The organism is Bacteroidota bacterium, assembly GCA_013360915.1.
Classification (GTDB): Bacteria; Bacteroidota; JABWAT01; order JABWAT01; family JABWAT01; genus JABWAT01.
This window is the reverse complement of record JABWAT010000001.1, coordinates 213,654-231,818: the sequence shown is the minus strand read 5'-3', so window position 1 is coordinate 231,818 and position 18,165 is coordinate 213,654. Positions and strand designations below refer to the sequence as shown.

The window sequence follows — 18,165 nt, the reverse complement described above, 5'->3', positions numbered from 1 at the left end:
ATCTTTCCTTATCTGATCACTAAAAACCGGCAGGAAATCACCTGATCTCCCATCCGGATCCGGGCAAAATAAAGTCCGGCAGCCCTGTGGTCAAACCGGAATGAAAAAGTGGTTCCCGAAGCCTGAAACCGGTCGGTTCTCTGACCGAGAAGGTTATAGATGCTGATTTCATCCATAGAACGCGCAGTTTGCACAGTGAAATGGCTCGTTCCCGGATTCGGATATACCCGTGCGGATGAGAGATCCTGTGGAGGTTCAGGGGGGAATGCCTGTAAAACCATCAGTCCGCCTCGTTCGGTGCCCGCCACCAGTAAAGACCTGTTCTCCTGCAAGACCAGGCCTCCGGGTGCCAGACGTCTGACCCCGGTGTTGTATTCCAGATCAGGAATGGGTTGGTAAACGGGGGATTTTCCTGAAGCACCGAAATAGATTTTCAGCTCACCGGATGAAGTTCCGACCAGCAAGTCGGGAAAACCATTTCTGTCCCAATCTGCAAAATGGGGTGAAACAGGGCCCTCACCGATGGAAAAGGACCAGTTTATCAGCCGGATGAAGGACGGCTGAGTGGAAGAACCCTGATTTTCGTAAAAGTGAATGTCCCCGCTGGCATTGCCCACCACCAGATCGGCATCTCCATCAGAATCCCAATCGGTAAACGAAGGATGGGCCACATTCCCGGTGCCGAGTCCCGTCAGCCAGGACCGCTGATTGAGGAAGAGCGGCTGACCAGCCGACCCTGTGTTTTCCCATGCCACCAATCCCTGATTCAGGGTCCCTGAAATCAGATCGGGCAATCCATCACCATTCAGGTCAGCCACCACCGGGGAGGTTTCAAACAACCCCGTTCCGGTGACCAACGGACCTGCTGAAAGGTCATAGCGATCGCCTGTTTTTGCTGTCAGAAGATTAATCTGGCCGGACTGGCTGCCGACGATCAGGTCGGGTAGGCCATCCAGATTGATATCAGCCAGGCTGATTCTCGAATGACGGCCCCAATCAGGAGAATCCAGATAATTTTTTGTTTCCAGAAAATAGTCAGGCTCGGTGCGGGTGCCGTAGTTCCGGTAGTGGAGAAAATTGTCACGTGAAGCCGTGCTGATGTTAACGCCAACAAACAGATCGGGCAACGAATCGGGACCGGCAAACTGTACCTGATTGTAACCGGGAGTTTCGATGGGATCCCAGACAGGAAAGGCATCGGACTGGTAGGAGAAGACCGGTTGCGTAAGGGAACCTGTGTTCTTGAACCGGTAAATGCCCGATGACAGAAAATCACCAAAAAATACATCGGTCAAACCGTCGTTTTCATAGTCAAACAGGTAAACCGCACTGGCACCGTGTTGCGGATTGGCTGGTTTTCCCATCCGGTCCGGACGGACAATCACAGTATCCTGCAAAACGAGAATTCCGCCAAACTGCAACGTGCGGAAGGTAAATATGGGCTCGGTTTTGGATCCGGTGTTTTCCCAATGCAGAATGGATCCTTCAGGCAATCCACCAAAAAAATCCAGGTCACCATCCAGATCAACATCGGCCAGATGAGGCTGACTCAGCGGATCGGTGCGGATGGTGGTGCCATTTTCACCAGGCAGCAATCTGACTTCATCCGGATTTCCGGAGGTGAAGAACGGGAACCACACACAATCACCAGCGTTATTTTGAGTGATCAGGTCCGGTTGGGTATCTCCATCAAGATCGGCGAATAAAAACCAGTTGATGATCGGGAATGAAGGGTGTCCGGGTTTAAAGGTCAGCTGACCCGATGAATCAGACAGAAAAAGGAGTTGTTCGGATTGATTATCCAGGATAAACAGATCATCGGTTCCGTCGGAATTCAGGTCGGCAAACTGAAATCTGGGGCTGTTTAATCCACCAGTTTCCGGAAAGGAAAGGGTGTCCTTTCCGTTGATGAAGATCCATGGAGACAAGACTGGTCGCATCGTTTGTGAAATAGCGATGCCGTGAACAAACAGAAAAACCAGCAAAAGGCTGGTTTTCAGGGCATCCATGCGATTCCGGCCGCAAAGCTTCCTACGGGGCGGCTTGCCAGTTGGGTCCGTGTAGCCGCATCAAAGAGAACAAAATAACCCGGTGGCCCACCTCGGGTGGTCGGATGGTGTTCGCTCAGATCGCCTGTCTGATTTTCGCAGGTCAGTCCGGCACGCCGGCCATCTGAGGAAAAGGCAATGCCATGTGGTTGAGCAGGAAGATCGCCCAGGGTGGTTACCTGTCTGGTGACAGTGTTGATGATGGATACCGACCGGTTGCCCTGATTGGCTACCCAAAGTTCATTGGTTCCAGGCCGGAATTCGGCCAGTAACGGATTCTTACCCACCTGGACAGAATCGGTGATGTCACCTGTGGTCGGATCGGCTACCCTGACTTCTCCCGATGTTTTACAGGTGATATACAAGCGGCCATCCGATTTCTGAAAACGGATCTGGTAAATACCATACTGCTGACTGACCGACCCTGTGGGAGGAACGTTGCGGGAGACAGGGAAGGAGGTGATGTTTCCTGTCCTGAGCGAAATCCGGTAAAGCAGATCAGTGGTCTGACCACCGGTAAACACAACCGAATCGCCGGGAAGAACCACCAGTGCATGCGGATTCGATGCCAATCCGGTATAATCCCTGATGAGCGTCATGGTTCGTGTATCAATCCGGTGAATCCGGTTCTGTGAACTGAAGTTTGTCACAAGCAATTCATTGCCACCGGATAGCAACTCCACATGGGCTGGGTTTCCGCCAACGTGAATGGATCCGGTTATTTGTCTGGAAGCCAGATCCACACGAATCACTTTTCCGGCCGAATAAAGCGAAAGGTAAGCCAATTGTCTTTCCTGATCGAGGGCCAGGTAATGCGGTGCCTGAGGTGCACCCGCAGGCACAGGCCAGACTGGTGAATAAAGCGGGATGATCCTTGACAGATAAGCTGAATTACCTGTCAGCCGGGTCAGTAAATCCTCACCCTGGTTGGTAATCAGAAAAAACCCCGATCCGGAAGCCGAGTACATCGGTTGTGCATCCGGTTTTTCTCTGGCTCCTTCCAGGATCCATTGTGAAATCAACGCAATTTCACGGTCAGGAAGGGGGGCCATATTCAATGGCATCCGCGGGGTCGCAACCGGACCGGCTGAGACCGATCCATTGATGTGCTGAAAGAGTGAACTGAAAACCGGCTGGAACGGGACGACCACACTCCCACGTGATCCCGTTCCATGGCCCACTTCCTCCCAGGAGGTCAGACGCAAAGTGGAATCCCCATGAAAAACTTTCCCGAGTGAAGTTGCGTCATCAGCATGGCAGCCGCTAAGGGCACAGGACCGGTTAAAAACTGGCTGAATCTCCGTCCGGTAATCCACTCCGTCAGCAGAGGAGTGATCGGTCTCAGAGCAGCCTGCCAACAGCAGGGCCCCCGAAGAAATCAGGTTAAACAGAAAACGATTCATGCTTAAAAGATGATGGGTTTCCCGAAAGAAATCCACTTACCTGATTAAAATGACTTTCCTGGTATCTGAATAACCCGCTGCCAGTAACCGGATCATATAAATGCCCGATGCCATTTCATTCATCCGTACAGACCAAGAGTGAGAACCGGGACCGAAGGAACCAGGCTGATCAACCCGGACCTTTTGGCCGGCCAGATTGAAAATTTCAACTGTGACTTCGGAAGAAACGGGCTGGTACCAGGAAACAGTGGTAGCTGGGTTAAATGGGTTCGGCCAGGCAGAGAGAACCCGGAACTCCTTCATGGAATGGGTCTGAGGCTCATTGTCGCTCAGCCAGATAGAACCTTCTGCCACCTGAATGTCATCCACAGCCGCATAAGTGATGGGTCTGACAGAAGGTGAGGTGATCTGGTCAACCCCTTCAATATTCTGGAACCTGATTTTAACCTGGGAAAATGTGGTGAAATGAGTGGTCAGATCAATTACATCGGAAACCCAGTCCTCATCCGGAGTCGTGAGGGTTTTTACACGGATCCAGCTGGAACCGTTGTCACCACTGATCTCAACATGAAAGGTATCATTTATAGCACCCAGGTTGACGGGAGGCCGGTATATTCTGGAATAGCGGATGGCCGGATTCGTCAGAAAAGAAGCATTCAATGTGGGGGAAGTCAGGGTGGAAACACCTCTGGCTCCGGCCGGACTGGAAGGCCTTCTTGCCTTTGAAATGAGGGCTTTGCTGTCATAGTCGCCTGTGTGATCGTGAGTGGGCAGGTTACCGGCCGATGAAAACAGACGGGTATTATCCAATTTCCAGGAGAAAGCAGATTTATCCGACAGGTCTTTGACCGACCATTCACCATTTGAAAAACCACTTGGTTCCGAGAAAGTCCAGCTGAGCCCCGGGATCAGAACATAATCTTTGTTGATCGGGCTGAAAGATTTCACCTCAAGCTGATCAGAGTAGGTCAGATGACCGGGGTAGAACACCAGAACCGTCCATGTTCCCTCGGGTAGTTCAAGTCCGGCCTTTCCCTGATCACTGGTGAAAAGTTCAAACTTTTTATCGGTGTTGGAAACGGTTGTCAATGCGTTCTCGGCCGGATTTTCATCTGAGTCAACCACTGAAAGGGTTGTGGTGGCCTGAAACAATTTTCTTAGCTGAACATCCAGGGGCTTGGTGGCTCCGGGAACCACTTCAATATTGGTAACGGTGGCAGTCTCATAACCTTCAGCTGAAAAAACCAGATCCAGGGTTCCCGGCAGGGAGCCATAGGAAAACTGCCCTTCATCATCGGAGTACAAAATCATGCGGCTTTGAGAGGGGTCCGTCCAGGTGGCATGAACCTTCACCCCGACGGCCGGTGCTCCAAACTGATCGGTAAGGGTACCGGTGACATATCCTGGCTCGGGGGGAGTTGCAGAAATAATGATCAGTCCGTCTTCAATATCCGCCAAAAGGATATTCCCTGAAGGAAGATAGGGATACACTCCCCATACATTGGTGAATGAACCATTTCGTCCTGACTGTCCATCCGTATCATAGTTGGCCACTTCGACGGGTGCTTTCCGGTTCCGCAGGTCAAAAAGCCGGTATCCATCTTCATAATACGCAACATGATTCAGGCTTCCGTTGATATGGGCGTTATGAGCCATGGAGTTCAGACCAGCAAAATACTCGGCAACCAATCTGGGGTTGGAGTGATCGCTGACATCCCAGAAATTCAGGGGCATGTTGGGTTCTTCATCGGTCTGTGCAATGAATTTGCCATCCTGTGTGGGCCAGATGTTATGAGTAAAGTTTTCAGGATAATTTGTTTGGGAGATCAGTTTCAGATTGGCCTTATCGGTGGCATCGAAAATCTGGATGCCTTCTCCATAGATGGCAGCTGCATAAATCGTGTCACGAAGGGCCTGTGAATCGTGCCAGTAATTGTTTTCGAAGCGGCCAGCTTCCACAGGATTCACCGGGTCGGTAACATCCAGAATCATGTTGACATAATTGGGAAGGGAAGGATGTCTGGCTCCGTTCAGATATAAAAACTGGTTTTCCATGGATATGGTATGAACAGTGCCGTTTTTCAGTCCGGTGGTAAATCGTTTCACCAGAATGGCGGTATCGGGTAACTCAGACAGATCGATAATATGCATGCCCTGCAGGTTGGCAGGAGCCGACCCTTCAGTGACCACATAGGCATAATCTCCGCGGACTCTGAGCTCGCGCCAGATGGAAGGTGGCCCGGGAATAAAAGCCACTTCTTTAGGACTGGCAGGGTTGGTTACCTCAATAATAGAGAGCCCCTCATAGGCTCCGATCAGGGCATATTCGTGACCGTCTCTGGCATATCCCCAGATGTTGGAATAAGCGCCCGGGCGTGGATTCAGGGTACCGAGCAGGGTGGTATTGCGGTTAACGGCAGGTTGGGCCAGCAGACCATCCTGAAAAACGATGAGGCTGAGTAAAACGACTAAAAAAGTTGGTTTCATGCGATTCTGAATTGGTTATCTTTCTGGACTAAACAATTAAAGTACAACGCTCGTTTCGCGAAAGAAAATATTTCTGAATCAGATAATCGGAGAATATTATCCGGTAAAAGAGTCCGGTTATGAACCCCACCCGGGCTGGTGTATTTTTGCACGATGCAAGAAAAAACCGATTTGAAGGGCAAAGACCTTGCCGAATTAAAAGCGTTGATGAGTTCTGTTGACGAGAAGCCATTTCGTGCAGGTCAGCTCTATCAGTGGATGTATAAATTCGGCGTGAGTGATTTTAATCTCATGACCAACCTGCCGGTTGGATCCCGGCAAAAATTTGAGTCGTTGTTTCATGTCTCCACCCTGAAGTCTGTACGGGAGGCTGTGAGTCTGGATGGAACCGCCAAATTCTTATGGAAACTGGCCGATGGAAAGGACATTGAATCGGTGCTGATTCCGGATGACCGGCGGTTAACCGCCTGTGTGTCCAGTCAGGTAGGTTGTGCCCTGGCTTGCCGGTTCTGTGCAACCGGAACCATGGGCCTGACCCGGAATCTGACACCGGGCGAAATTTACGATCAGGTTTTCATGATGAACCGGTGGGCCATGGCCACACGTGGACAACAGATCACCAATATCGTATTCATGGGAATGGGTGAGCCCATGATGAATCTTCAGTCTGTAATGAAGGGAATCGATCTGATTGCCGATCCTGCCGGTGTGGCCATTTCCCGAAGGCGGATAACCATTTCAACTGCAGGTGTGGCCCATAAAATCAGAGAACTGGCCGATCTGGAAACGAAAACGCTTCTGGCTGTTTCACTTCATGCCGTCTTTCCTGATAAGCGGAATTCTATTATGCCGATTAACAAGGGGACCGGTTTGGAAGAATTGCTGGAATCGGTTGTTTACTACTGCCGTAAAACCGGCCAGCGTGTGACCTATGAATATGTGATGTTTCAGGATTTCAATGATGGTCCTGAAGATGCCAAGCGTCTTGCCGACATTTGCCGGCTTGCACCAAGCAAGGTTAATATCATTTTGTACAATCCGATTGAAGGAGCACCGTTCGCCAGAGTCAGTCAGGACCGGCTGAACGCATTTATCCGTATTCTGGTAGACCGTCATGTGACGGTGGTGGTCAGGCAGAGCAGAGGACAGGATATTGATGCGGCCTGTGGTCAGCTTGCGGTCCGGAATCAGAAAGAAGGTCAGCTTGTTAGCCACTGAGACGAACCATTCCTGTGATTACTGCCGCTGGGTTGCTGGTCTTGATCGGCCGGTGGGGGGCATTTTGCTCGAAACATCCGATTGGGTGGTAATTCACCATCAGAAGATTCCTTGTCCCATTCCGGGATGGATTCATGTGGTCAGCCGGCACCATACTCCGGTTTTTGGTCAGTTAAGCGAAACGTCCCGTTCTGGTCTTTTCCGGTTATTGGAATCTCTTACACAGACCCTGACCCAACTGACCCGCGCCGATGCGGTAGATTGGGTCATGTTCCCGTCGGCAGGCGGCCATTGGAATGCACAACTCATTCCCGTGAACCGGTCGGTTCCGCCCGATTTTCGTGGACCTGCCTTGTTTTCCTGGCAACCCGATATGCCTTCCGGAATCCTGGGCGTAGAAGGATTCTGCGATCACTTCCGCTCCTTTCAGGCTGAATCGTTAAGCAGAATTTGATATTTACCAGAAAAGTCAATAAATTGCCGATCTATTTTTTTTAAGACTTTGACGACCAATCAGACATGATCATCATTCTCTTCGGTGCACCCGGTGTTGGAAAAGGAACCCAGGCAAAACTGCTTCAGGAGCGTCGGAACTGGTTCCACCTGTCCACCGGTGATCTGCTCCGGGCTGCTATCCGCGATCAGACCCCGTTGGGGAAATCAGCCAAATTCTACATGGATAAGGGCGAATTAGTGCCCGATGATGTGGTCATTGGGTTGGTTGAAGAAAAAATCGCCGATCAGTCTGCGCCGGAAGGATTTATTCTGGATGGATTTCCCAGAACTCAGGCTCAGGCTAAGGCTCTGGATGACATGCTGGCTGCTCATGGTAAGTCCATCAGTTCGGTTATCAACCTGATTGTACCCGAAAATCTGATTGTCCACCGCATTACGCAGAGACGGGTGTGTCCGTCCTGTGGCGCTTCATACAACCTGGAAGCCAATCCGCCAAAGAATGGCTTGAATTGTGACGCATGCGGTACCCTTGTGACCCTCCGTGATGATGACCGCGAGGAAACCATCCGGAAACGGCTGAAGGTGTATGAAGAAAAAACAGCCCCGCTCATCAGCTATTATACCCTCACCGGTAAACTGACCGATCTGGATGCGGTTGGTGAAATTGAAGATATTTATAAACGGTTGGGGAACCACGTTCCCCGGGCGTGAACGGTCATGCTGGTTAACATTTCGAAATTGCCGGATGGGCGGCATCATTACCGGTTTGATGACAGGCCGGATGCATTCCGGGAAGAAACCGGATTAACAGGCTTTCAGGCCGGGGTCATCCTTGATAAAGCTCATGATACCTTCCTGTTTACTCTTCAGGTGAACGGAAGTGTGGAATTGAGTTGCGACCGTTGTCTGGAGCAGGTGAACCTGGCGGTGAATGAAACCACCAGCGTGGTGTACCGGCCCGATGGGGATGAAACTCTGGATCCGGATGTAAAACCGCTGAGCCGTGATCAGAACATCATCGACCTGACCCCGGATGTTGTGGATACCATTCGCCTGGCCATTCCGATGAAAGTTGTGTGTAGCGAAACCTGCAAAGGGCTGTGTCCCTCCTGCGGGGTAAATCTGAATCAGACTGCCTGCGGATGCTCGAATGACACCATCGACCCCCGCTGGGAAAACTTACTGAAATTGAAGAATAATTAACGGAGTCTATCATGCCAAATCCAAAACGGAAATCGTCCAAAATGCACGCACGTAACCGTCGTGCTCATTTCAAATCCGCCACTCCTGCACTGAGCGTCTGCCCGAAATGTCAGCATCCGAAACTGCAGCATCGCGCATGCGCCAACTGCGGATTCTATGCCGGAAAGTACGTGGTTGAGAAAACTGAAAAAGTCTGATATCTTTCAGTAAGAAATCAAGTCTGGAGGTGAGTTATGCGGATCGTCGTTGATGCGATGGGAGGCGATTTTGCACCAAAAAACATCGTTGCCGGCACTCTTGAAGCCATTCAGGAATCCGGAAACCGGTTTGAAGTGATTCTGACCGGTGACGAGACAGCGATCCGAAAGGAACTCGCCGATGCCGGAGCATCTCTGCCGGCCACCTGCCATATCCATCACTGCTCCCAGGTGATCACCTTTGAAGATTCGGCCGCAACGGCCGTTAAAGGTAAACCTGACAGTTCGATTGTGGTCGGATTGGGTCTCTGCCGCGAAGGCAAGGCCGACGCCTTTCTCAGTGCCGGCAATACAGGTGCTGTGATGGCAGCCTCCACTTACATTCTCGGTCGGATTCCGGGTGTGTCCCGTCCGACCATTTCCGCGTTTTTCCCCCGCCGTCCTTCCGGTCATAATCTGATCCTCGATGTTGGCGCCAATGTGGACTGCAAGGCTGAACATCTGGTTCAGTTTGCCGTCATGGGTTCCATCTTCTGCCGCGAAATGCTGGGTGTACCCAATCCGAAAGTCGGATTGCTGAACATCGGCGAAGAGGAAGGAAAAGGGAACGAGCTTGCCAAGGAAGCCTGGCCAAAACTAAAGGCCAGTCATCTCAACTTTGTTGGCAATGTGGAAGGCCGCGACCTTTTTACCGATGAAGCCGATGTCTATGTCTGTGACGGGTTCACCGGGAACATCATTCTCAAATTTGCCGAATCAATCGGCCACCTGATCTCCCACCAGTTAAAAAAACAAATGGTTTCCATGCAGCTGCCCGAAGAGAAAATGATGCAGATCGGCGGCGTGCTTAAACAAACCATGAAATCCTTTGATTACGAGGAATTTGGCGGCGTTCCGCTCCTCGGCGTAAACGGGGTTTCCATCATTGGCCACGGTGGCTCTACACCCAAGGCCGTTAAAAACATGATTTATGAAGCTGAAAAGATGGTTAACCTCGGTGTTAACCGGAAAATTCAGGAAGCGATTTCGCAAAATCAGTAATACAGGATTCTTCCGATGAAAATCACCGCAACAATTACGGCCGTAGGAAAATATCTTCCTGAGGATGTCCTTTCCAATAAAGATTTCGAGAAAATGTTCGATACCACCGATGAGTGGATCACTACCCGGACCGGAATTTCTGAACGGCGGATTCTGAAAGACCCCAATAAAGCCACCAGCTACATGATGGCTGAAGCCTGCCGGCGGGTCCTGGAACAACGCAAAATCAAAGCCGAAGAAATTGATCTGATCGTTGCCTGCACCGTAACCCCCGACATGTTTTTCCCATCCACTGCCTGCCTCGTGCAGAATGAAATCGGAGCTAAAAAGGCGTTTGCCTTCGATCTCAGTGCAGCTTGTTCAGGGTTTTTATATGGTTTGACGACCGGTGCTCAATTCATTGAAAGCGGAAAGTGCAAAAAGGTTTTGGTGGTCGGCGGCGATAAGATGAGTTCAATCGTGGACTACACAGACCGGACCACAGCCATTCTGTTTGGAGACGGGGCCGGTGCTGTCCTGCTCGAACCTACCACAGATGGTACCGGTATTCTGGATTCCATTCTGTATTCTGATGGTTCCGGAAAAGATTATTTATATATGAAGGGGGGCGGAAGCCTTCATCCTCCCACCCACAAAACGGTCGATTCAAAAATGCATTACCTCTTCCAGGATGGTAAAACCGTTTTTAAATCAGCGGTAACCGGTATGGCCGATGTTTCTGCTGAAATTCTGGAAAAAAATGGTCTGAAAGGCTCGGATGTGGCCTACCTGATCCCCCATCAGGCCAATCTGAGAATTATTGATGCCACCGCTAACCGGATGGGAATTGATAATTCAAAAGTGATTATCAATATCGGAAAGTATGGCAATACCACTGCCGCCACCATCCCACTGGCCCTTTGTGACGCAATCGAACAATCGAAAATCCGCCGTGGTGATAATATTATCCTTGCTGCCTTTGGTGCAGGATACACCTGGGGTGCGATCTGGCTGAAATGGGCTTACAATACCTGATCAGTAAGGAATTATTTTCATGAAAACAGCTTGGGTTTTTCCGGGACAGGCGTCCCAATATGTCGGAATGACCTCCGATTTCAGGCAGTCATCTGCAGAAGCCGCCGACTTTATCCGTCAGGCAGACCGGGTGCTTGGATTTCCCATTTCCGATATCATGATTGCGGGCCCTGAGGACCAATTAAAACAGACCGAGATCACTCAGCCAGCCATTTTTATTCATAGTCTGCTGGTGGCCAGATTCCTGAAAGGGGAGTTTCATGCGGTGGCCGGACATTCACTGGGTGAGTATTCGGCCCTGTGCGCAGCCGGCGTATTCGATTTTGAAACCGGCCTGAAACTCGTTCGTCTGCGTGGAGAACTGATGCAGAAAGCAGGCACAGACAATCCGGGAACCATGGCTGCTGTGGTCGGAGCCACTCCCGATGCGGTGGCCGAAGCCTGCCGGGAAGCCTCCTCTGCCGGAATCGTTCAGCCAGCTAACTTCAACTCTCCTGGTCAGATTGTGATTTCCGGATCGGTTGATGGCGTTCGGCGTGCAATGGAAATTGCCAAAACCAAGGGCGCGAAAATTGTGAAGGAACTGGTCGTTTCAGGTGCCTTCCACTCCCCGCTGATGGCCTCGGCCTCTGAAAAACTGGGTCACGCGCTTCAAACAACCGAATTCAAAACACCTTCAGTCGCCGTCTATACCAATGTGACAGCAGAACCGGTTACGGACCCTGCCACCTTGAAATCCCTCTCCCTTAAACAGCTGACCAGTCCGGTCTTATGGGAGAATTCAGTAGTGAATATGTCACGCGATGGAATCGGACGGTTTGTAGAAGTCGGACCCGGAAAAGTTCTGCAGGGACTGATTAAGAGGACCGTCACCGATGCGGTTTGTCTGGGTGTTGATAAATTTTCTGAACTGGAAGGAGCCACCGCATGATCAACCTGAAAGGTAAAACAGCTCTGGTTACCGGCGGAACCCGAGGTATCGGCAGGTCCATTGTGTTGAAACTGGCTGAAGCCGGTGCCGATGTCGCCTTTACCTACCGCAGTTCGTCTGCTCAGGCAGATGAATTAAAAGCCGAAGTGGAAAAACTGGGTGTGAGGGCTCTTGCATTCCAATCGGATGCAGCCAATGCTGAACAGGCTGTCAAAACCGTTTCTGAACTGGTTGCTGCGTGGGGCCGCCTGGATGTTCTGGTTAATAATGCCGGAGTGACCAAGGACGGACTCCTCATGCGGATGACCGAAGCTGATTGGGATCTGGTGATCAATACCAATCTGAAATCGGTTTTCAATTATACCAAAGCTGTGATGAAAACCATGATGAGCCAGCGATCGGGAAAAATTATCAATATTTCCTCGGTAGTTGGATCCATGGGGAATGCCGGACAGGCCAATTATGCCGCTTCCAAGGCTGGTATTGCCGGTTTCAGTAAATCGGTGGCCAAGGAACTTGCCAGCCGGAACATCACCTGTAATGTGGTTGCTCCGGGTTGGGTCGAAACCGACATGACTTCTGTTCTTTCTGAAGATGCACGGAATGCTTTTCTTCAGAATATACCCCTGAAACGGTCTGCCACACCAAATGATATTGCCAACGCCTGCTTATTCCTATCCTCCGACCTGAGTAATTATATTACCGGTCAGGTTCTGCATGTGGATGGCGGAATGGTGATGGCCTGACTTTGCAGCAAGGCTGCCTGACTATTATTTTTGCAAATCTTCTGAAAAACATCTAACAAAGGAGCACCATCGTGGCCAACGTTTCGGAAAAAGTAAAAGAAATCATTATCGAAAAACTGGGAGTTGATGCTACCCAGATCACCAACGAAGCCAGTTTCACCAATGACCTGGGTGCCGACTCTCTCGACACCGTTGAACTGATCATGGAATTCGAAAAGGCCTTCGGAATTACCATTCCGGATGAAGATGCCGAAAAAATCGGTACCGTTGGCGATGCGGTTAAATACATCGAATCGCACTCCAAGTAAATCCCGTCGTCTTTTCCTTGATTCATTCCCGGCGGGCAGCAGCCCGGACCGGGAATTCCTTAATTAAAGGGTTCCCATCATGCAAAAACAACAACGTGTTGTCATTACAGGAATGGGTGCGCTTACCCCTATCGGGTTAACGGCACCAGCTTTTTGGGATGGTCTCATGGCTGCAAAGTCAGGAGCAGGTCCGGTAACCCGGTTCGATCCAACCCAGTTTGATACCAAATTTGCCTGTGAACTCAAAGGGTTTAATCCGGCCGATTATATGGATCGGAAAGCCGCTCAGCGGATGGATGCCTTTTGCCAGTATGGCGTGGTTGCCGCCGATGAAGCCATTCTCGATTCTGGAATAAACAGTTCTGCCAATCTGGATAAAAACCGGGTCGGTGTGACCATTGGTTCCGGAATCGGTGGAATGCAGGTGTATGAAAATCAATGCCGGAATTTCATTGAAGGCGGTCCCGGACGGGTCAGCCCCTTCTTCATTCCGATGCTGATTCCCGACATCATTGCCGGGCATGTTTCGATCAAACATGGATTCAAAGGGCCCAATTACTGTACAGTCAGTGCCTGTGCCACCGGAAGCCACTCAATTGCTGATGCGTTCATGCTCATCACCATGGGATTGGCTGATGTCATGGTGGCGGGTGGGGCCGAAGCCCCGGTTTGTAACCTCGGTGTTTCCGGGTTTAACTCAATGAAAGCCATGTCCACCCGGAATGATGCCCCCGAAAAAGCCTCCCGGCCCTTCGATAAGGATCGGGATGGATTTGTGATCGGTGAAGGGGCCGGTGTGCTGGTATTGGAATCCTATGAACATGCCATTGCCCGTGGTGCCAAAATTTATGCAGAAATGGTTGGTTTTGGTATTACTGCCGACGCTTACCACATCACGGCTCCCGCCCCGGGTGGGGAAGGCGCCGTCCGCGCCATGAAAGGTGCAATTGCCATGGCCGGTATCAATCCTTCTCAGATCGGTTATGTGAATGCACACGGCACATCCACCCCGTTGGGTGATAAGCAGGAATCGGAAGCCATCAAGACTGTTTTTGGTGATCACGCCTACAAAATGAAGGTCAGTTCCACCAAATCCATGACCGGTCACTTATTGGGTGCGGCCGGTGGTATTGAAGCCATTGCCACCATCCTGGCTATAAAGAACGGCCGGATACCTCCGACCATTAACCTTGAGAATCAGGATCCGGAATGCGATCTGGATTATGTTCCTAACAAACCGGTTGATTTTGCGCTTGAATACGCCATGAGCAATACCTTTGGTTTTGGCGGCCATAACGCAACCCTGCTGATCAAAAAATATCAATCCTGACCTATGATTGAATGGGGAAACCAGGTCCGGCGGTTGCCGGACCTTTTCTCTCCCTCCTGGTGGAAACGTGCGCTTCGTTACCGCCATCTTACCGGCTACCTTGTCAGAAATCCCGATCTGTTCCGGGTTGCCCTGACTCATAAAAGCTACCTTGAAAACACCTCTGAGTTTGCCTCGAGCAGCTACGAACGTCTCGAATTCCTCGGTGATGCCATTCTGGATCTGGTGGTGGCCGAAACTCTTTTTCACGAGTTTCCCGACCGAAACGAAGGCTTTCTTTCCAAAAAACGGGATCAGATTGTAAATGGCCGGCTTCTTTCCCGTATCGGTGAAGAATTGGGGCTTTTTAACTACATTTCTGCAACCCGCGGATTAAAAAGGGGAGTGGTCTATGAGAACCAGAAAATGCTGGCTGATACACTCGAAGCTCTTATTGGTGCCATTTACATTGATCATTCATACACCATGGCCCGGCGCTTCGTTCAACGGGTGATCATCTCACGTATTGACTTTTCTCACTTGAGCACTCACGATGACAATTTTAAAAGCCGGCTTCTGGAACGGGTTCAGTCCTGCGGCTACGGAGACCTCAGGTACCTGTGCATCCGGGAAGATGGTCCGCCCCACCGGCGTGAATACACCATGCAGGTCAGAATCGGGGAAAAATTATTCGGATCCGGACAGGGTAGAAACAAAAAAGAAGCAGAACAACTGGCTGCATTAGAAACCCTTAAAATGATGGATTCCGCTTCGGAATCTTCGGACTGATCCAATACTTTTGTCACCTGTAAACACACGCACACTTTTTAACAGACCTCCCGGAACCGGAACTGCTCAGATTCCCGTTTCTGACTGAAAAACACAAAAAAACCATGACTATTCACTCCAATACCGACACATTTTCCTCCCGTCATATCGGACCCTCTGCTAAAGAACAGGCTGACATGTTAAAGGCCATCGGGGCAGAGAGCCTTGACTCACTTATCAGCGACACCATTCCTGCCGATATCCGGCTCAGGAAACCGTTGCAATTGCCAGCGCCTCTTTCAGAACCCGAGATGCTGGCACATATCTGGGATCTTGCTGCAATGAATAAAGTGTACCGGACCTTTATTGGCCGTGGGTATTATGATACCCATGTTCCTTCCGTTATCAGAAGGAACATTCTGGAAAATCCGGGATGGTACACACAATACACCCCCTACCAGGCCGAAATTGCCCAGGGACGGCTGGAAGCATTGCTGAATTTTCAGACCATGGTGATCGACCTTACCGGTATGGAGATTGCCAATGCCTCTCTGCTCGATGAAGGCACCGCCGCTGCTGAGGCCATGACCATGCTTTATGGTCTGACACGTCAGACACGGCCGGATGCTCATACCTTTCTGGTAGCAGGACCGGTTTTCAGCCAGACGCTTGATGTGCTGACCACCCGGGCAGAACCGGTGGGAATTAACATCCGGCAGGTTGCCATGAACGACGTTACCTTGTCCGATGATGTTTTCGGAATTTTTATGCAATACCCCGATGCGAACGGGGAGGTTTCAGATATTGAGCCGCTGATCAGAAAAAGTGAAGCAGCCGGTATACTGACGGTGGTTGCAGCTGATCTGCTCAGTCTGGTATTACTGAAGGCGCCTGGCGAATCAGGAGCTTCGGTGGTTGTGGGAACCACTCAGCGATTTGGCGTGCCAATGGGCTTCGGAGGTCCGCATGCCGGTTATTTTGCAACCAGAGAGGCATTTAAGCGAAACCTTCCCGGCCGGATTATTGGTGTTTCCATTGATGCGGATGGAAATCCGGCCCTTCGGATGGCACTTCAGACCCGCGAACAGCACATTCGTCGCGATAAAGCCACCAGCAACATTTGTACCGCACAGGTCCTTCTGGCTGTTATGGCCTCAATGTATGCGGTTTATCATGGATCAGATGGTTTAAAGGCCATCGCCACTCATATTCATTCTCTGGCGGTCCGACTTGGTTCCGGTCTCAGACAATTGGGATTAACTCCATTGAATTCATCCTGGTTCGATACCATCCGTCTGGATCTTTCCGGGTTGCCCGGGGGGAAGGATGCCCTGGCGGCCGCTCTCGATGCGAAAGGGATCAACATCTGGATTGAACCATCCGGCCTGGCTTCTATCAGCGTGGATGAAACGAAAACACAATCCGACATTGATGATCTGCTGGGAGTGTTTGCCGGACTGACCGGAAAAAGCTGGTCACATGTGAATGGTCAATCCTCGGTAATACCGGGTCCTCTCAGAAGACAATCTGCTTTTCTCACCCATCCGGTTTTTAACCGCTATCATTCAGAAACAGATATGATGCGGTACATCAAACAGCTCGAAAACAAGGATTTATCCCTTAACTTTTCAATGATACCACTGGGTTCCTGCACCATGAAATTGAATGCAGCAACCGAAATGATTCCCTTGACCTGGTCAGAGTATTCATCAATTCATCCATTTGTTCCGGCTTCCCAGGCACGTGGATACCTTGAAATGATCTGCAGTCTCGGAATGTACCTCTGCGAGATTACCGGATTCAGCGGAATTTCTTTCCAACCCAATTCGGGAGCACAGGGTGAATACGCCGGGTTACTGACCATCCGGGCCTGGCATAAGAGTAAAAATCAGGATCACCGGGATGTGGTTCTGATTCCTTCATCTGCGCATGGCACCAATCCGGCCAGTGCGGTTATGGCCGGCTATCAGGTGGTCGTGGTCGGATGCGATGCACTGGGGAATATCGATCTGGCTGATCTTCAGGCAAAAATCGAACAATATCGTGACCGTTTGTCCAGTCTGATGGTGACCTATCCTTCCACTCACGGGGTCTTCGAGTCGGCTATCCGCTCAATTTGCCAGCAGGTACATGATGCTGGCGGACTGGTTTATATGGATGGAGCAAATATGAACGCTCAGGTTGGCCTGACCTCGCCCGCCATGATCGGAGCCGATGTGTGCCATCTGAATCTCCATAAGACCTTCTGCATACCTCACGGCGGCGGCGGACCCGGTGTCGGTCCCATTGCCGTTGCTGAACATCTGGTGCCTTTCCTTCCGGGCCATCCTGTGGTGGAAACCGGTGGAAATAAAGCCATTCATGCAGTGTCGAGCGCGCCTTATGGCAGTGCATTGATTCTGCTGATCTCTTATGCCTATATAAAAATGATGGGTGGTGACAGTCTCCGGGCGGCTACTGAAGTGGCGATCCTGAACGCCAATTACATCAAATCCCGATTGGAAAAGGAAATTCCTGTTCTTTACCAGGGAGAAAAGGGTTGTGTGGCACATGAGGCCATTTTTGATCTCCGTCCGTTTAAACCGGCTGGAATCGAGGCAGAAGATGTAGCCAAACGACTGATGGATTATGGCTTTCATGCGCCTACCGTCAGTTTCCCTGTTGCTGGTACCATAATGATTGAACCGACTGAAAGTGAATCCAGACAGGAATTGGATCGTTTCTGCGATGCATTGCTCTCCATCCGTGAAGAAATCAGGGAAATAGAGCAGGGTGTGGCCGATCGGGTGGATAACGTTCTAAAGAATGCGCCACATACTGTCGGAAGAGTAACAGCCGATTCCTGGACGCACGCTTACTCAAGAAGCAAGGCAGCCTGGCCATTGCCTTATCTGAAAGAAAAGAAATTCTGGCCATCGGTTGCGCGTGTGAACAATGCCCATGGCGACCGGACCCTGATTTGCTCCTGTCCGCCGGTAAGCGAGTACATGACCAGTCACTCCTGAACCGTCACTGGTATTTTTTTGAAACCCTGGT

Annotated in this window: 16 protein-coding genes; 13 read left to right on the top strand and 3 right to left on the bottom strand. The window is 50.7% G+C overall.

The window, feature by feature from the left end; genetic code table 11:
* Positions 1 to 8: 8 nt before the first annotated feature.
* The 3 genes from HUU10_01025 to HUU10_01015 are packed head-to-tail and all read right to left on the bottom strand — an operon-like array spanning position 9 to position 5,938.
* Positions 9 to 2,009, bottom strand: coding sequence for a T9SS type A sorting domain-containing protein (locus tag HUU10_01025; GenBank protein NUQ80167.1), 2,001 nt, complete (start codon positions 2,007 to 2,009; stop codon positions 9 to 11).
* The gene (locus HUU10_01020) at positions 1,997 to 3,451 is read right to left on the bottom strand and encodes a hypothetical protein (protein NUQ80166.1); all 1,455 of its coding nucleotides are present in this window, start codon (positions 3,449 to 3,451) and stop codon (positions 1,997 to 1,999) included. Before HUU10_01020 ends, HUU10_01025 begins: the two co-directional genes overlap by 13 nt.
* 36 nt (positions 3,452 to 3,487) lie before the next feature.
* Positions 3,488 to 5,938 carry a choice-of-anchor B family protein gene (locus tag HUU10_01015; GenBank protein ID NUQ80165.1) on the bottom strand — a complete coding sequence of 817 codons (2,451 nt, stop codon included), beginning with the start codon at positions 5,936 to 5,938 and terminating at the stop codon, positions 3,488 to 3,490.
* 153 nt (positions 5,939 to 6,091) lie between these two features.
* Between HUU10_01015 and rlmN the strand changes: the two genes are divergently transcribed.
* The 13 genes from rlmN (at position 6,092) to gcvP (ending at position 18,134) form a co-directional block, all read left to right on the top strand.
* The gene (gene rlmN / locus HUU10_01010; GenBank protein ID NUQ80164.1) at positions 6,092 to 7,156 is read left to right on the top strand and encodes a 23S rRNA (adenine(2503)-C(2))-methyltransferase RlmN; all 1,065 of its coding nucleotides are present in this window, start codon (positions 6,092 to 6,094) and stop codon (positions 7,154 to 7,156) included.
* A complete protein-coding gene (locus tag HUU10_01005) occupies positions 7,143 to 7,610 on the top strand; it encodes a hypothetical protein (GenBank protein NUQ80163.1) in 468 nt (155 codons plus the stop codon). Before rlmN ends, HUU10_01005 begins: the two co-directional genes overlap by 14 nt.
* 65 nt (positions 7,611 to 7,675) lie before the next feature.
* Entirely contained in the window at positions 7,676 to 8,323 is a 648-nt protein-coding gene (locus tag HUU10_01000) for an adenylate kinase (GenBank protein ID NUQ80162.1), read from the top strand.
* 6 nt (positions 8,324 to 8,329) lie between these two features.
* Entirely contained in the window at positions 8,330 to 8,815 is a 486-nt protein-coding gene (locus HUU10_00995; protein ID NUQ80161.1) for a DUF177 domain-containing protein, read from the top strand.
* 11 nt (positions 8,816 to 8,826) lie between these two features.
* Positions 8,827 to 9,012 carry a 50S ribosomal protein L32 gene (rpmF, locus tag HUU10_00990; GenBank protein NUQ80160.1) on the top strand — a complete coding sequence of 62 codons (186 nt, stop codon included), beginning with the start codon at positions 8,827 to 8,829 and terminating at the stop codon, positions 9,010 to 9,012.
* Between the two features lie 36 nt (positions 9,013 to 9,048).
* The gene (gene plsX, locus HUU10_00985) at positions 9,049 to 10,053 is read left to right on the top strand and encodes a phosphate acyltransferase PlsX (protein ID NUQ80159.1); all 1,005 of its coding nucleotides are present in this window, start codon (positions 9,049 to 9,051) and stop codon (positions 10,051 to 10,053) included.
* A gap of 15 nt (positions 10,054 to 10,068) precedes the next feature.
* A complete protein-coding gene (locus HUU10_00980; GenBank protein ID NUQ80158.1) occupies positions 10,069 to 11,067 on the top strand; it encodes a ketoacyl-ACP synthase III in 999 nt (332 codons plus the stop codon).
* A 19-nt stretch (positions 11,068 to 11,086) separates the two neighbouring features.
* Positions 11,087 to 11,998 (top strand): ACP S-malonyltransferase, encoded by a 912-nt coding sequence (fabD, locus tag HUU10_00975; GenBank protein NUQ80157.1) that lies wholly within the window; start codon positions 11,087 to 11,089, stop codon positions 11,996 to 11,998.
* Complete coding sequence (gene fabG, locus HUU10_00970) at positions 11,995 to 12,744, top strand: 3-oxoacyl-[acyl-carrier-protein] reductase (GenBank protein NUQ80156.1); 750 nt, start codon at positions 11,995 to 11,997, stop codon at positions 12,742 to 12,744. Before fabD ends, fabG begins: the two co-directional genes overlap by 4 nt.
* A 71-nt stretch (positions 12,745 to 12,815) precedes the next feature.
* Positions 12,816 to 13,052: an acyl carrier protein gene (locus HUU10_00965; protein NUQ80155.1), complete on the top strand. Its 237-nt coding sequence runs from the start codon at positions 12,816 to 12,818 to the stop codon at positions 13,050 to 13,052.
* Positions 13,053 to 13,128: 76 nt separating this feature from the next.
* Positions 13,129 to 14,382, top strand: a complete 1,254-nt coding sequence (fabF, locus tag HUU10_00960) for a beta-ketoacyl-ACP synthase II (protein ID NUQ80154.1) — start codon at positions 13,129 to 13,131, stop codon at positions 14,380 to 14,382.
* 3 nt (positions 14,383 to 14,385) lie between these two features.
* Positions 14,386 to 15,150 carry a ribonuclease III gene (gene rnc / locus HUU10_00955; protein ID NUQ80153.1) on the top strand — a complete coding sequence of 255 codons (765 nt, stop codon included), beginning with the start codon at positions 14,386 to 14,388 and terminating at the stop codon, positions 15,148 to 15,150.
* Between the two features lie 104 nt (positions 15,151 to 15,254).
* On the top strand, positions 15,255 to 18,134 hold the full coding sequence (gene gcvP / locus HUU10_00950; GenBank protein ID NUQ80152.1) for an aminomethyl-transferring glycine dehydrogenase: 2,880 nt from the start codon (positions 15,255 to 15,257) through the stop codon (positions 18,132 to 18,134).
* Positions 18,135 to 18,165 lie beyond the last annotated feature (31 nt).